At 42.0% G+C, this 14,999-nt stretch carries 13 protein-coding genes; 7 read left to right on the top strand and 6 right to left on the bottom strand.

The window, feature by feature from the left end; all coding sequences use genetic code 11:
- Positions 1 to 9 precede the first annotated feature (9 nt).
- Complete coding sequence (locus tag CZ367_RS07220) at positions 10 to 393, bottom strand: YccF domain-containing protein (protein WP_077197391.1); 384 nt, start codon at positions 391 to 393, stop codon at positions 10 to 12.
- A 515-nt stretch (positions 394 to 908) separates the two neighbouring features.
- Here CZ367_RS07220 and CZ367_RS07215 point away from each other — a divergent pair.
- A complete protein-coding gene (locus CZ367_RS07215; RefSeq protein ID WP_077195746.1) occupies positions 909 to 2,135 on the top strand; it encodes a transposase in 1,227 nt (408 codons plus the stop codon).
- A gap of 124 nt (positions 2,136 to 2,259) precedes the next feature.
- Here CZ367_RS07215 and CZ367_RS07210 read toward each other — a convergent pair whose 3' ends face one another.
- Together CZ367_RS07210 and CZ367_RS07205 are read right to left on the bottom strand one after the other, a co-directional pair.
- The gene (locus tag CZ367_RS07210) at positions 2,260 to 2,790 is read right to left on the bottom strand and encodes an RsmD family RNA methyltransferase (protein WP_077196242.1); all 531 of its coding nucleotides are present in this window, start codon (positions 2,788 to 2,790) and stop codon (positions 2,260 to 2,262) included.
- 14 nt (positions 2,791 to 2,804) lie between these two features.
- On the bottom strand, positions 2,805 to 3,617 hold the full coding sequence (locus tag CZ367_RS07205; protein ID WP_077196241.1) for a DUF3822 family protein: 813 nt from the start codon (positions 3,615 to 3,617) through the stop codon (positions 2,805 to 2,807).
- 198 nt (positions 3,618 to 3,815) lie between these two features.
- Between CZ367_RS07205 and CZ367_RS07200 the strand changes: the two genes are divergently transcribed.
- Both CZ367_RS07200 and CZ367_RS07195 read left to right on the top strand, forming a co-directional pair.
- Positions 3,816 to 5,306 carry an ATP-dependent DNA helicase gene (locus CZ367_RS07200; protein ID WP_077197390.1) on the top strand — a complete coding sequence of 497 codons (1,491 nt, stop codon included), beginning with the start codon at positions 3,816 to 3,818 and terminating at the stop codon, positions 5,304 to 5,306.
- Between the two features lie 282 nt (positions 5,307 to 5,588).
- Positions 5,589 to 6,239 (top strand): SprT-like domain-containing protein, encoded by a 651-nt coding sequence (locus CZ367_RS07195; protein ID WP_077196240.1) that lies wholly within the window; start codon positions 5,589 to 5,591, stop codon positions 6,237 to 6,239.
- Between the two features lie 72 nt (positions 6,240 to 6,311).
- On the opposite strand, the gene CZ367_RS07190 is transcribed toward CZ367_RS07195, so the two are convergent.
- Both CZ367_RS07190 and pepT read right to left on the bottom strand, forming a co-directional pair.
- Entirely contained in the window at positions 6,312 to 8,588 is a 2,277-nt protein-coding gene (locus CZ367_RS07190) for a monovalent cation:proton antiporter family protein (RefSeq protein WP_077196239.1), read from the bottom strand.
- Positions 8,589 to 8,720: 132 nt separating this feature from the next.
- Positions 8,721 to 9,944, bottom strand: a complete 1,224-nt coding sequence (gene pepT / locus CZ367_RS07185; RefSeq protein WP_077196238.1) for a peptidase T — start codon at positions 9,942 to 9,944, stop codon at positions 8,721 to 8,723.
- Between the two features lie 6 nt (positions 9,945 to 9,950).
- Here pepT and CZ367_RS15870 point away from each other — a divergent pair, with 6 nt between their 5' ends.
- Positions 9,951 to 10,142, top strand: coding sequence for a hypothetical protein (locus CZ367_RS15870; protein WP_144005951.1), 192 nt, complete (start codon positions 9,951 to 9,953; stop codon positions 10,140 to 10,142).
- A gap of 441 nt (positions 10,143 to 10,583) precedes the next feature.
- Here CZ367_RS15870 and CZ367_RS07180 read toward each other — a convergent pair whose 3' ends face one another.
- Positions 10,584 to 12,311 carry a glycoside hydrolase family 25 protein gene (locus CZ367_RS07180; RefSeq protein ID WP_077196237.1) on the bottom strand — a complete coding sequence of 576 codons (1,728 nt, stop codon included), beginning with the start codon at positions 12,309 to 12,311 and terminating at the stop codon, positions 10,584 to 10,586.
- Positions 12,312 to 12,515: 204 nt separating this feature from the next.
- Between CZ367_RS07180 and CZ367_RS07175 the strand changes: the two genes are divergently transcribed.
- From CZ367_RS07175 to CZ367_RS07165, 3 genes are read left to right on the top strand one after another with little or no spacing between them, the layout of a single operon-like run.
- Positions 12,516 to 13,016, top strand: a complete 501-nt coding sequence (locus CZ367_RS07175) for an RNA polymerase sigma factor (protein WP_237581585.1) — start codon at positions 12,516 to 12,518, stop codon at positions 13,014 to 13,016.
- Positions 13,017 to 13,020: 4 nt separating this feature from the next.
- Positions 13,021 to 13,806 (top strand): hypothetical protein, encoded by a 786-nt coding sequence (locus CZ367_RS07170; RefSeq protein ID WP_077196235.1) that lies wholly within the window; start codon positions 13,021 to 13,023, stop codon positions 13,804 to 13,806.
- A complete protein-coding gene (locus CZ367_RS07165; RefSeq protein WP_077196234.1) occupies positions 13,803 to 14,780 on the top strand; it encodes a hypothetical protein in 978 nt (325 codons plus the stop codon). The genes CZ367_RS07170 and CZ367_RS07165 overlap by 4 nt, the downstream gene beginning before the upstream one ends.
- Positions 14,781 to 14,999 lie beyond the last annotated feature (219 nt).

Below are 14,999 nucleotides of genomic sequence, written 5' to 3'. Positions count from 1 at the left end.
CGATTTGGGTTAAAACCCTTCGTCCATCACCACACGGCGACCGAAAGGGTGGAGGGCAAGCCCTGCCAGCTCGAATTGTTTACGAGCAAAGGGTATACCTATGATGGTGATAAACAACAATATGCCAAAACCAATGTGAGTAAGCCATATCCAAATGCCACCAATGAAAAACCATATTATGTTCATTAGCGTGTGCAAACAGCCGTGCGCCTCAGCGTCATATTCTACATGCTGCCCAAAGGGCCACAACACATACACACCTATCTTGAAGGCTTGAATGCCAAAGGGTATGCCTACAATGGTAAGCATCATACCCAAACCTGCTACAAAATAACCACAAGCAGCTTCCAAACCACCAAAGAGTAACCAAAGAACATTTCCTAATAATTTCATTTCTATATCTTTAAAATTTTCCAAATATAGAAATTATATTCCATACCTACAAGAAAATCTATCAAAAAGTGATAGAGCAACTATGTCGACCATTATTGTTCTATTTATTACCTATGTATCTTTTTCAAACAAAACATCAATCTTTGAAAAGCAAAACATATATGTTTGGCGTTCCCAAAGTTCAACTTTGACAGGGTAAAACATATATGTTTTGGGTGGTGAAACATATATGTTTTAGAAACGATTTATAAACCTCTTATTTTCAGAAAGTTACAAATCGCAAAATATAGCATTATCTAAAAAAACAGATTGTTCTATTTTTCCTAAATCAAATATCTTCAAACAGTTATTATATTAGAAATAAAAGAATAATAAACTCGTATTATAATACAATACTTCGTTAATTCTAATGTAATCGTTTGAAAATGAGAGAGTTAATTAACTTAATATAACTAATAAAATTTGGCCAAGTGGCTGATTATCAGTAACTTTATAGTAGCAAAAACATAAAGCAAATGACATCAGAACCACTCGACCAATATACAGAAATCTGCAGAGATGCCATCAAAAGCTCATCTGCAAAATTAGGCAAAACTTTTGAGAATCTACTCTTGGAAATACTCTTATTGTACATGGCGATACAAAGAAAGATAAATTTCACTCAAATGGAGCGTTACGGCACCCATTGCGAGCAGACCTACAGAACGAATTTCAACCGCAGCCGGGCTAAGTGCATCAACTGGGTTAAGTTCAACCTCTACCTTTCCCAGCGTTATCTGAACATGGACGGACTGCTGGCTATAGCCATAGATCCGAGCTACATCAGTAAGTCAGGCAAGAAGACTCCGCATGTTGGTACTTTCTGGTCCGGCTGTGCAGGTTCCATGAAACACGGACTTGAAATCATGGGACTTGCCCTTGTCGATGTCTACGCCAACAACTGTATGATGCTTCGTGCCCATCAAACCCCTTCTACAAGAGAGTTGAAACTGCGTAGCATGACTCTTGTGCAGCATTACATTGCCGTCATCAAACGCTACAGGAAAGAATTGTTGAAGGTCACCGATATTGTTGTCGCTGATGCTTTCTTCTCTATCCGTCCGTTTGTGGAGGGAATCAAGGAGCAAGGCTTTCATCTTGTCAGCCGTTTCAGGGATACGGCGAGCCTATACTATGTGTACACGGGACCTCGTTCCAATAAGCCCGGGCGTCCCAAAACACTTGACGGGAAAATCAATTACAAGAAACTCGACCTCACGCGTATGGCGAAGATGCATATCGAAGGACTTGAAGGCACAGCTTACACACTCATCGCCTATTCAAAGGCACTGAAGCAGAAAGTGCGTCTTGTCATTTGGGTGATGCCGAACGGCAAGCACAAACTTTTCTTCTCTACAAAGACAGCCATATCAGGTGAGGAAGTGTTGCGCACATACCGCTCAAGATTCCAAATCGAGTTTTGCTTCCGCGATGCCAAGCAGTATACCGGACTCGCGCATTGCCAGGCAAGGCACAAGAATCAGTTGGACTTCTCCTACAACGCATCATTTGCATCACAGAATGTGGCAAAGGTGATGATGAAGGAAAACGGGCTACCGTATTCCATGGCTTCTTTCAAGGAGCTCATAGCGAGCACATACATTGCAAAATTAATTTTCGACAGGTGTCGGAGCATACCGAACCGAAAGTTAATTAGTCATACTATCAAAGAACTCTTTGGCTGGCAGAGGAAAGCTGCGTAGCAATTATCTCAAATTTTAACGAACTATTGATAATAAATAGAAGATTAATATCAAGTAGTAAATAATAATAGGGAATTGCCATTGAAGAGCAATTCCCTATTTCTTTATAGGTTGGTTCTAATATTTACTTGAATATACTAAAGTTTACGCTGCCATAGCTTCTGTGTTCTCTAAAACGAGGATGAGCGGAGAAGTCGTTCTGCTTGCCGTGTTCAAAGACAAGAACGCCATCTTCTGCAAGGAGGTCGTTGTCTAAGACAAGGTTAGGAATGGTTTCCAATTCGGGCAATGCGTATGGTGGGTCGGCAAAGATAAAGTGAAACTTCTGATGGCACGTTTTAAGGAAACGGAACACGTCGCCACGGATAAGAATATGGTTTTCGGCATTTATTTTCTTCACACATTCGGCTATAAAGCGTGCGTGGTCGCGGTCTTTTTCCACGCTTACCACTTGGCTGCAACCACGTGAGAGCAGTTCGAGGGTGATGCTGCCTGTGCCTGAAAATAGGTCGAGTGCCATTGCGTCCTCAAAGTCGATATAAGCATTGAGTACGTTGAAGATATTTTCCTTTGCAAAGTCGGTTGTTGGGCGTGCCTTGAATGTACGGGGTACATCAAAGTGACGACCTTTATATAGTCCTGTTATGATGCGCATAAGTTTGTTGTTTCTTAAGTGAGGTATAATGCTTTGAGGTCGTAAGGTATATCCTTGCGTTTGCTAAGCGTAGCATTATGGAAGTCGGTTTCGGGATTGATGGTGTACACACGGTGTAGGAAACGCTGCAACTCTGTGGTGAGTTCGTCCTTATTGGGTGCATCGCCTACAAGATAAAGTTCGTCGTTTTCGATGTTCATTCCCAATTGTTTCCATATATAAAGTAGGTAGTACACGTTGTTTTTTGTAGAGTTTGCCTCGTAAGCGTTGCTGAAGTGAAATCTGTTTTGTTGGAAACGGAACACCTCCATACGCTTGTTGTGGAAGTAAGCAAAGAGCTTTACACGGTTGCCCGTGAAACTACGACGGAAGAGATGTGCCCATACCGATTGCATAAGAGGCTGCAAACGAATGTCTTCAAAGTGGTCGTCGATAACAAGTTTTAGGTCTTTATTGATGCTAAACACCGCTACAACATTTAGTTCGGGTAACACGTTAGACACTATATCCTCGTTGCGTTGCCATTTGTAGGTGTGTTTGTAAAGAGTTTCTACATCTTGCTCGTGAAACTCGTCCATCGGAACAAGCATCACGGGAGTATCTACCAAGACCATTGCACGTTTGTATCCGCTAAGCAAGAGTTCGGAACTTTTGAAGGCTTCACGCAAATTGGCAGCTACGGAAATGCCAGTGTTTACGGGATAAGTCTCGAACACTATCTTGTCATCGGCTTGTGGGTCGCCCACTGAAAACGACATACTGCCCTCGCTAAATCGAAGGGTGAGGCGAATACGCTTGTCTGATATGTTATTGTCTGTCTGTGCCATACTTTCTATATGTTGCAAACTTACAATTTTTTTTTCGATTAGGCGGTGTTTACACTTGATAAATGTTGGCACGAACTTGCATTTTATGAAGAATTATGAACCAAGTAAGCGATATGCAAACAAAAAATAGTTATCTTTGTAAGTCTAAATTATAGATGCGCTTGATAGGACTAAAGCGCATTAGGAATGAAGATAGCGATGATACAAGACGAATTGATTTACCAGATAGAACAAGAGTTTAGGTTTGCTCCAACAGCCGACCAAGCTAATGCATTGCGCACTTTTGCCTCCTTTATGACCGATAGAGACGAGCGAGTGGTAATGATATTGCGAGGCAGTGCTGGTACGGGAAAGACCTCATTGGCTGGTGCTATTGTGCGAACGGTGCAACGACTGCGTATGAAGGTTATGCTGCTTGCGCCTACGGGTAGAGCGGCTAAGGTGTTTTCGCTCAATGCAGGGTCGGCAGCATCTACCATTCATCGCCGCATTTATCGTGAAAAGGCATTCAATGGGATCGATGGTAAGTTTAATTTAAATCAAAACTTGTATCGTGATATGTTGTTTATGGTGGACGAGGCTTCTATGGTTAGCCTTGCTTCAGGTACAACTGCATTTGGTAGTGGCAGGCTATTAGACGACCTTGTACAATATGTTTATGGGGGCAATAATTGTCGTTTGCTCTTGATAGGCGACAAAGCACAGCTGCCACCTGTGGGTGAAGCGGAGAGTCCAGCATTGCGTGGCGACGTTTTAAAGTATTATGGATTAAAGGTGTACGAGTGTGACTTGACGGAAGTACTTCGACAGAGTCAAGACTCAGGCATATTGTGGAATGCCACAATGATACGCCAACTCATTACGCACGATGAGACTACACAACTTCCTCGCATACGTTTCAAGGGGTTTGCCGATATATCTATCGTACCCGGTGATGAACTTATAGAAAGTCTTGCATCGAGCTTTTCGGCAGTAGGAATGGACGAAACAATGGTTATCACTCGGTCTAATAAGCGTGCAAATATCTTCAATCAAGGCATACGCAATGCGGTATTGGGACGTGAGGAAGAACTTACAACAGGCGATTTGTTGATGGTTGTGAAGAATAAGTACTTTGATAAGCAAACCAATAGTTCGATAAATGAAAAAGATAAGTACCTTAGTAAGCAAGTCAATAACTCTATAAATGAAAAGGGTAAGACTGAACTTTCTTTCATTGCCAATGGAGACCGAGCTGTTGTAAGACGGGTGCGCAACATTCGAGCCTTGTATGGTTTTCGCTTTGCAGATGTAACTTTAGAGTTCCCTGATTACGACCGACAAGAGTTAGACACCACTGTTGTATTGGATACACTTACAAGCGAAGCACCTGCATTGACACACGAACAGAACGAAACGTTGTTTAATAACGTGATGGAAGATTATGCTGATGTACCGCTAAAGGCTGACCGTATGAAGCAAATGCGTGAAGATGAATATTACAACGCTATGCAAATAAAGTTTGGATATGCAGTTACGTGTCACAAAGCACAGGGCGGACAATGGGCACATATTTATCTTGATCAAGGCTATATGACCGATGATATGCTCTCACCCGACTATATTCATTGGCTCTACACAGCTTTTACACGTGCTACAGAACATCTTTATCTTGTAAATTGGAGGAAAGAGCAGGTGAAAGAGATTTAAAGATAGTTCTTTGAGGAGCAAAGAGAAGTTTTTAGGGAGTTAAGGGAGAGTTAGATGAAGTTAAAAGAGTTAGAACCAATACTTCAGTTGAGAAGTTCATTAGAACTAAAGAGAGGTTAGAGAAACTTTACGAATAAAGCCCTTGAATATAAAGGAACAGAGGCGTTAGCTCTAACTCCTTTAACTTCATCTAACTCCCCTTAACTCCTAAAAGAGACGCCTTTGAACTCCTAAAAGAACTCCTCTTACGTTTTAAACTTAAAATTTGAAAAAACAAAGATAATGGAATTAACAATAGACTATCTACACGAAGCATTTGATAAGTACAACCATTTGTATTTTAAGGGTGAGCTAACAAAGCCCACGCTTAAACTCTCGAAAGCCAAAACAACGCTTGGACAACTGCGATTTAAGCGTAAAAAAAGCTTTGGACGAACCACACTTTACGACTTTACGATAGCCATTTCGACCTATTACAACCTATCTCAAGAAGAAATAGACGATGTTATTATTCACGAAATGATACATTATTATATTAGAAACAAGGGCATACAAGACACATCACCACACGGTGAGGTGTTTTGCAGAATGATGAATGCCATTAATAAGCAATATGGTAGACACATCACCATTTCAGAGCGAAGGGCAACATACGAGGTTCGTCAGCCCGAAAAAGATAAAATATACCTTGTTCTTGCATTACAAACCAACGATGGAAAGTACGTTCTTAGTTCAGTAGCACGTGCTTCTATACGCACATTAGAACCACTGATAAGGCGCACACCTCAAATTATTGCGCACGATTGGTATCTCTCTACCGACCCTTACTTCAGCACAATGCCCCAAGTACGTTCGCTTCGTGGATTTTTTGTTTCAAAGAAAGTGTATGAAGAGATGATCGCCAAGATGCAAAAGATACCACGCAGAAACTAAGCAACACTATCTCTGCCGATTAATCGCTTCAACTTTCTGCACGTGTTCCTTTTCGCCTACAATCCACAAACACTATCTCTGTTGATTTACGGCTTCAACTTTCTGCACGTAATCCTTTTCGCCTACAATCCACAAGATGTCGTTTTCTTGCAAACAACGTGAAGGGTTAATAAGTGTGATATAGGTTTGTCCCTCGTCAATGCCCACCACCATACAATTAAACTTATCACGTATACCACTCTGCACCAATGTCTTTCCAATGAACGGACTTTCATCGGTAAGTATTATCTGTCGCAATACCATCTCTCGTTTCTCTATGTTATGGTCTTCAGGTTGCAACTCCTGACTGATAGCCGTGGAAAATGCAGCCAACTGACGGTCGTTGCCAATGGCTTGTATCCTATCGTTAGGAAAGACAACCGTGTTGCCACGAGGAATGTTAATGCGTTGCGAACCTCTCAAAATGCTACTTACGTGTGTGCCAAACCGATTGCGAAGTTGCAATTGATTGAGCGTTTTACCCGTCCAAGCCGAATCTTCAGGCACGATAAACTCACCAATATGAATATTACGATCCAAAAGATGCCCCTCAAAGAGCGGACGTCTGCGTCCTTTTACCTGTGCTGCAATCTCTCTACTGCGTAAATTCTGCACAAAAAGGCGTTCCAAAGAAATACTTTGTTTCTTCATACTTCGCGACAAAATCATCAATGCCAATGCTCCCATCGCAATAACTATCATCAGCGCATTGGTAAAGCGTGTAAGATAATTACATACATAGAAGATAAAAATAAGTGCAATCACCATACGTACAAGGATAGTGAAAACCAATGGGAAACGATTGAATGTATTGCTTGCCCAAAGTGCTTTAAACTCTTCAGAATGGTTCTTCTTCATCACAAAAGCACGCAAAAAAGGAGCGATAAGTATCACGGTAAGCACGCCACAAACGGCATTTCCTGCCCAATGTGTACCTGTAAGCGAGACCGAAAACTTACGCATCACGGGCAGAACCAATGAAAACATAATCGTAATAGTGGCAGCCGAAAGAATGCCATAAACCAATGTATTTGCCACCATAGCGCGAATTAAACTTCGCCAAAGATTATCGTTCGTCAGCGGAACATCTGCCCCTGTCTCTATGTGGGTCAACCTTCGCACCCACTGCTTAGGCAAATGCTTCAGCAAAAGGGTATATGTAGGTTCTGCGCCACGTATCATATAAGGCGTAAGAAAGGTTGTAATTACAGAAACTGCCACTACAACGGGGTAGAGAAAGCTACTAATAACATTCATCGACAAACCTAATGTGGCGATAATAAAGGCAAATTCGCCTACTTGAGCCATAGAAAAACCACACCGCAAAGCGTTTTTAAGCGACTGACCACCAAACATATAGCCCATTGTACCGAAAATTGCTTGCCCAACAAGGATAGTTACAACAAGCAAGCCAATAGGTAAGGCATATTTGACAAGGATTGCAGGGTTGACCAACATACCCACCGAGACAAAGAACACTGCACCAAAGAGATTTTTCACAGGTTCTACCACCTTTATAATCTTATCTGCCTCGATGGTTTCAGCCAATATGCTACCCATAATAAACGAGCCAAAGGCAGCACTGAAGCCTACTTTTGTAGACACAACAGCCATCAAGAAACACAAGCCGAGCGACACAATAAGCAGAGTTTCGCTATTCAACAGCCTACGTACTTTGCGCAAAAACAAAGGAATAGCAAACAGACCGATAACAAACCATAGAACAAGGAAAAAGCCTATTTTGAACACACTGCCCAAAAGCTGCCCACCATCAGGACTGTTGCCTGAAGCTATTGCGCTGAGCATCACCATCATTACGATGGCCAAGATGTCTTCCAAGATAAGCACACTCATCACTGTGGCAGCAAAACCTTGTTGCAACAAACCCATATCCGAGAAAGCTTTGTAAATGATGGTGGTAGAACTCATTGCCAACATTCCGCCCAAGAAGATGCAATCCATTTGTTTCCACCCAAAGCTGTGCCCCACCGTTACGCCCAAAGCCATCATACAAAACACAATGGTACAGGCAGCTATCACGGGCGAAGCTCCCATCTTCAAGATTTTCTTCACCGAGAAATCCAAGCCTAAAGAGAAGAGTAGGAAGATGACACCTATATCTGCCCACGTCTGAATATCAGCCTTGTCCACCACACTCATTATGTAAGGCATATGTGGCGACACCAAGAAGCCTGCCACAATGTAGCCAAGTACCAAGGGTTGTTTTAGTTTTTTGAAGAGCAAGGTTACCATTCCTGCCACAACAAGTATGAGTGCAAGGTCTTTTACCAAGTTATGTAGTTCTGCCATTGTGTTGAGAGATAAGAATTTATGGGTTTATCAAAATAAAGAAAGAGAGTTAGAGAAGTCATTCCACACCCCCAACTTTGGGTTTGCGAATTGCCTTCTCCAACTCTCTTTTATGCATTACTTATAGTCTGCTTAATCGTTGTATTGTGCTGTGAGCTTACAGATATTGATAATCACCTGCATCGCTTTTTCCATTACTTGAATAGAAACAAACTCGTAAGGACCGTGGAAGTTTACACCACCAGCGAAGATGTTAGGACAGGGCAAACCCTTGAAACTGAGTTGTGCACCATCAGTTCCGCCACGAATAGCACGTACCTTTGGAGCAACGCCGCTGTCCTGCATAGCCTTCAATACAAGGTCGATAACGTGCATATTTGGGTCTATCTTTTCCTTCATATTGTAGTATTGGTCGTTCATCTGCAATACCACAGTGCCTTCGCCATACTTTTCGTTCATCTGTTCCACACACTTCTCCATAAAACGCTTGCGGTCTTCAAAGCGTTCACGGTCGTGGTCGCGAATAATATAGCTCAATTTAGCTTCTTCGCAACGACCTTCCATAGCGATGAGGTGGAAGAAGCCTTCATACCCTTCGGTAGTTTCAGGTGTTTCGTCTTTAGGAAGCATCTCTGCAAACTCTACTGCAAGGCGAGAAGCATTTACCATCTTGCCCTTTGCAAATCCCGGGTGAACGCTCACACCTTTAAAGATGAGCTTTGCACCAGCAGCGTTAAAGTTTTCGTATTCCAATTCACCGAGGTCGCCACCATCAATAGTGTAACCCCACTGACAACCAAACTTTTCTACATTGAAGTGGTGTGCGCCCTTGCCAATCTCTTCATCAGGGTTGAAACCTACACGAATATCACCGTGTTCTATTTCTGGATGGTCGCGCAAGAAGCACATTGCCTGAACGATTTCTGCAATACCAGCTTTGTCGTCAGCACCGAGCAATGTTGTACCATCGGTTACAATGAGATCCTCGCCCTTATGTTCCAAAAGTTCAGGGAACTGCTTTGGCGACGAAACCATATTCTCGTTGAGCTGAATATCGCCTCCGTCATAGTTCTTTACGATACGTGCTTTGATGTTAGCACCGCTTGCATCAAGTGCTGTATCGTAGTGTGAAATAAATCCGATGGTAGGAATGTCCTTTTTAGTATTTGCAGGCAAGGTAGCGTAGATGTACCCCATCTCGTCCATTTCCACATCTTTTAGTCCTTCTCTTTCGAGTTCTTCTTTCAAGTACTTAGCAAAGATAAGTTGTTTGGAAGTACTTGGTACGGTTTCCGACTCATCAGCCGACTGTGTGTCGAACTTGGTATAATTAATAAATCTTTCTGCTATTTCCATAATATTTTGGAGTTTTTATTGTCTGTATTTTTAATTGTGAGCGTTGTTTTGTCTGAGTTGTCTGACGCGTCCGACCAGTCCGACCAGTCCGACCAGTCCGACTTGTCTGACTTATCTGACTTGTCCGACTTATCCGACGTGTCCGACTTGTCCGATGATAAAGCAAACGAGTGCAGCCTATCTTATGCAAAGATATGAAAAAACTGATTTATATCAAAACTTGTAAGCCTCTTTTTTTGATAACTTATTTTTTATAACCTCCAATTCTTTATATTTTATCTTTTTCAGTTTGCATTTTCAGCTTTAAAATCTAAATCTCCAATCGAGAGCAAACCGAAAAACAGAACAATAACAATTCATGGATAACCTTTAAAATACGCTTGTGTAACTTACTGATAATAAAACGATTACAAACCCATTCTAAAACATATATGTTTCACCACCCAAAACATATATGTTTTACACGGTCAAAGTTGAACTTTGGGAATGCCAAACATATATGTTTTGCAGCTCAAAGATTGATGTCTTGTTTCTTAAAGGTGGGAAGGTAAAAAATAGAACAATAAGGGAAAGAAGAAAAAAGGCAATTCGATAGTAAAAAAGACCTCATCGAATTGCCTTATATGGGTTGTGAAAATATTATCGCACACAATAACGTTTTAAGAACCCTTCGTATTGGTTGCGATAACCATTAAACACATTAATGTCCACATCGCCTTGCACACCTGCCACTTTACCATCGGGACTAAGCTGCCAATAGGTAAGTTTTATATCGGGCTTGTATTCTCCATAACGAGCTATCCACACAAAATAATTGCCTATAATGTCGGGAGCAGAGGGAAGATACTTCTTAGTAAACATCTGGCTGATATACAGCACAGGACGCACACCTGTACGCTTGTGTACAATGGTAAGCCAATCGCGCACGTGCTTAAACATCACTTCTGCCCCACCCATCTTTTCTATCTGTGCATCTGAAGGCTCTACATCGAGCACTGGGGGTAGGTCACCTTTACGGAAAATAGTGTTGGCAAGGAAGTGTTTAGCTTGTGCCGCACCTGCCGAAGTGGTAGAGAAGAAATGGTAAGCACCCACACGTATGTTGTGTTTTCGGGCTTGCTCGTAGTCGTCCTTATAGTAGGCGTTCATCACGGTTGTACCTTCGGTGGTCTTGATGTAGAGGAACGATACGGGATAGTGCACTCGCCCTTCTATCTTCTTGTTACTTAGCTTTCCCAAGTGGGTGATGTACATATTGTTCCAGTCTATGCCATACACCTTTTTACCTATTTCGTGCTGATGGCGTGATAAGTCGATGCCATAGATGCGTTCAGCATTGTGGGTGAGCCGTTCGCCCTTACAGATGTCGTCTTTCCATTCGCCCACCATCAAGTATTCGTGTGGCGCAACATAAAAACCAAAGCCGTGGCGTTTGCCGTCTACCCAATGCCCATCGTAGAAACTGCCATTCGTGCCGTAATGCTGACCGTAACCATTGGGTTTGCCGTCTTTCAGTTCGCCTATGTAATAGCCTAACGAGTCGGGCGTTCCCACCTGCAAGGGCTTGTTCAGCACCTTTTCCATTCGGGGTGTTACCTTCTTTAGTTCGTCTTGTGCCATTGCTACACTCATTTTGGTATTTACAGAGAAGGGCGTATGCTCGTCAGCGGTTTGCAACAGTACGTGTTCACCATTTTCAAACACCTTTTGTCTGTGGCAAACTATGGGGGTACGCTTTCCGTTGCGCAAAACTCGATAACGATTGATTTGGCGGATTTTCAGCTTCGACTTCTCCTCTACCTTTTCTAAAGCGGCAATTACTCGTTCTAAGGAGTCCATCTCGTGTATCACACGACTGCGGTAATCGGCTATTTTATTATAACCGAAATCTTGTACGCTGTGTACACGCATATAGTAAGTAAGTTCGTTGCGCTGGGTTTGAAGTCCTGCCAATTTATCATCGGTAGCAATGTATTCGCGTCTCAATAGGCGGTGGAGGTCGTCGCTCGTAAGGTTTACTATCTTTGCGGGCTTGTTCTCCCACGTAGTTAAGATGCGCCCAAAACAGGTAGGAACGAAAGGCGTTTGGTTTACCCAATAGCCTTTCATTCTTATGCGTCGCGTGTGTATGGAGTCTTTGTTCGTAGCTCCACCTATAAGAATATTATCTTTGTAATCGGCAAAAAAGATGGTAGGTTTGCCATCTACTTCAAGTTGATAGTAAGAACTTTGCTCTATCACCATTGCAGCTTGGTCTTTTTCTCCTTGCGAGGGCGGAATAAGGCGGTAAATGCCAAATAGTATGAGTATTCCGAAACAAAGGCCAACACCTATTTTAACTTGCTTTTTTGAGATATGAATGTTCATCAATGTTGCTTTTTCTTTCAGCGAACAAAGATAATAAAAAAAACTATTCTGTGCGTTGGGTTATCCAAAATATTATGCTTACTTTAGCGTCAAGAAGAAAAACGGAAAAGGCGCAGACGGGTAAATTTAATCCTAAAGAATGTTAATCGTCGTTTAAGATTGCCATCGGTTTGTGTCTTAGTAGTGTAAACCAATAAATAAATCGTGAAAGAAGCAACATTCATATCTCTCGTACCTCAACTTCGCAATGCTGCCTATAAAGCCAGCAGAAGTGCAGGGGCATCGGAAGCAGAGGCGGAGGACATTGCGCAAGATGCAATGTTGCGCTTTTGGCAGATGAAAGACGAGTTGGAACGGTTTCATTCTTTAGAGGCGGTGGCACGTAGAATGGCTTACCACCTCACTATCAATCTGCACAGAAAGTCAAAACCGCTTGCCATAGATGGTGAAAAGGTGGCTGCAAAGGTGCAAGATGACAGGCTTTCGCCCGATGAAGCATTAGAGGAGAAGGAAGCTATAATGTGGTTAGAGGAGCGTATCAGCCAATTGCCCACAACAGAACACACCATTCTTTATATGCGACAGGTGGAGAAACGAAGTGCAGAGGAGATAGCACAGCGGTTGGGCATTGCAGCTACATCGGTGAGTACGCTGTTGTCAAGGGCTCGCAAACGTTTGTTGGAAGAAATAAAAAGGAGGAGATGAAGAAATGAAACATTATACAAAGGAATACATAGCACAATTGCTCCATAGCTTTATGGAGGGTAGAACTACCCTTGAAGAGGAGGAAGTGCTTGCCGAATATTTCCGTACCACGCACCAAATACCAAAGGAGTGGGAAGAATACAAGGAGATGTTTGCTTACTTTGATGAAGGTATGGGCGATCAAGAGGTTAGTTCCGTGGGGGCGAAGACTGCCAATAACAACAGAAAAGCCGCATTGTGGAAATACATAAGCATAGCTGCAAGTTTGCTGTTGCTTATCGGAGGAAGCGTGTTTTGGGTAGTATCGAAAGACGATGGTAGGCAATTGGCACAGTCTACCTCCATATCGGTTAGCAAAACAATAAAAACCAAGCCTACTAAAGGTAAAGTAACAATGACTCAAAAGTCTGACGAAGAAGGGACGAAGAAGGCTCAAAGCATTGAAGAAAAGGAGGTTTTGAATAAGAATATTGGAACTATGTATGCTGTAAAAAGCAAGTATGATGCTCCGAAAACTGGCTCGGAATTGGCTCAAAATACGGAGAAAATAGTATCAACATCCAATGATAAAACGCCGAAAGCCAATGAAGAGATGATAAAAGAAGCAATTCGAGAATATGCAAAGATGGAATATGAACTGCAAAATGTGCAGCTTGAGATGCAAAGAGCCAAGATAGATGTAATAAACGCTAAGATGCAGGCACGTGGTTATAGCGTGAATTACACAGAGAATGGAGATATTTACTACACAAAAAATGAATTGGAAACAGATAATATATTAGAATTATGAAACAGTTAAAATGCTTTATCGCAGCTATGGGGTTGCTTGCTCTATCGCAAGGAGCAATGGCACAGGACGTATTGGGTAGTGCCTACAAGTCGTTTGTTAAAAAGCACAAAGTGAGTGCCGTAGAGTTGAAAGGTTCAGAAGCTAATAAAAGGAAGTTTAAGTACTTCATCAACAAGTATTCGTTTAAGATTTCAAACTATGATTTCAAGGATATTGAAACCTTATTAAAGGCTTTTGAAAAGGAAGAAAGCAAAGCGTACAACACTATCAATATAACTGATGGCGACCATCAAGGGGTGTCGAGCATCACAATGCAAGGCAATGTGAGTTATGTAGTTGGAGAATTGTACGACAATCTGACGTTGGTTTGCATTTCCGACCCTAAAGACACAACAATGAGATATGCGTACGCATTAGAATGGAACACACCTAAAGAGGGTGAAGAAGTAAGCGGTCGCCTCATCTCTTGTTATGCCAAACGCCCTAAAGGCACAAGAGAAACAAGACAAGAGGAAATGGAAACAATATCTATTCCTTCCATTGGCAGAGACTTTTCTTCAGGGAGAAAGATTGTAATACAACCTTTGAATAAAGCATATTCTAAAGTTGATGCTGAAAGAATAAAGGAAAGCCTGAAGAAAGGGGGCATTTCGCTGAACGATATTTCGGACATCGTGATGAATGGTGACGTAAAATATATAGTGGGAAAACAAACATTATCGGCTAAAGAATTGACTTCAGCCAGTTGGTTGTCAGAGTTTACGTATCTCGTTACATTGGTAAAGAAAAATGCAAACAAAACTGCAGCTGGCATATATGTACCTTCGTTATACGACTTATCTAAACATACAGAGAAGTTGGACAGTAGTGATAAGGAGTTAGCCATCGAAGAACTCGTTCGCGTAAAGGAACTATTAAAGGATAATTTCTTAATCGGACTGATTGAAAAGACTATTCAAAACCTCAAAAAATAGGATCTTTACAACTTAGTTAATAAGGCTGTAAGAGACCGCCAATAAGAAGTAATAGCGTAAGCATCCAATATTAGCCGCCTTTGTGTAACATTCTTACTTTACTACCTTTGCCCGAAAAACTTATGTTTGTACTCAACGAAACAAATGTTTTTCGGGTTTGTTGCACTCCTGTGGATATGCGTCAGGGTATTCTTCGCCTGTCCCAATTGGTACGCCGCA

The sequence above is a fragment of the Prevotella ihumii genome (genome assembly GCF_900155655.1).
Taxonomy (GTDB): Bacteria; Bacteroidota; Bacteroidia; order Bacteroidales; family Bacteroidaceae; genus Prevotella; species Prevotella ihumii.
Note: the sequence above shows the minus strand (reverse complement) of the source record. Positions and strands in the feature narration are given on the sequence as shown.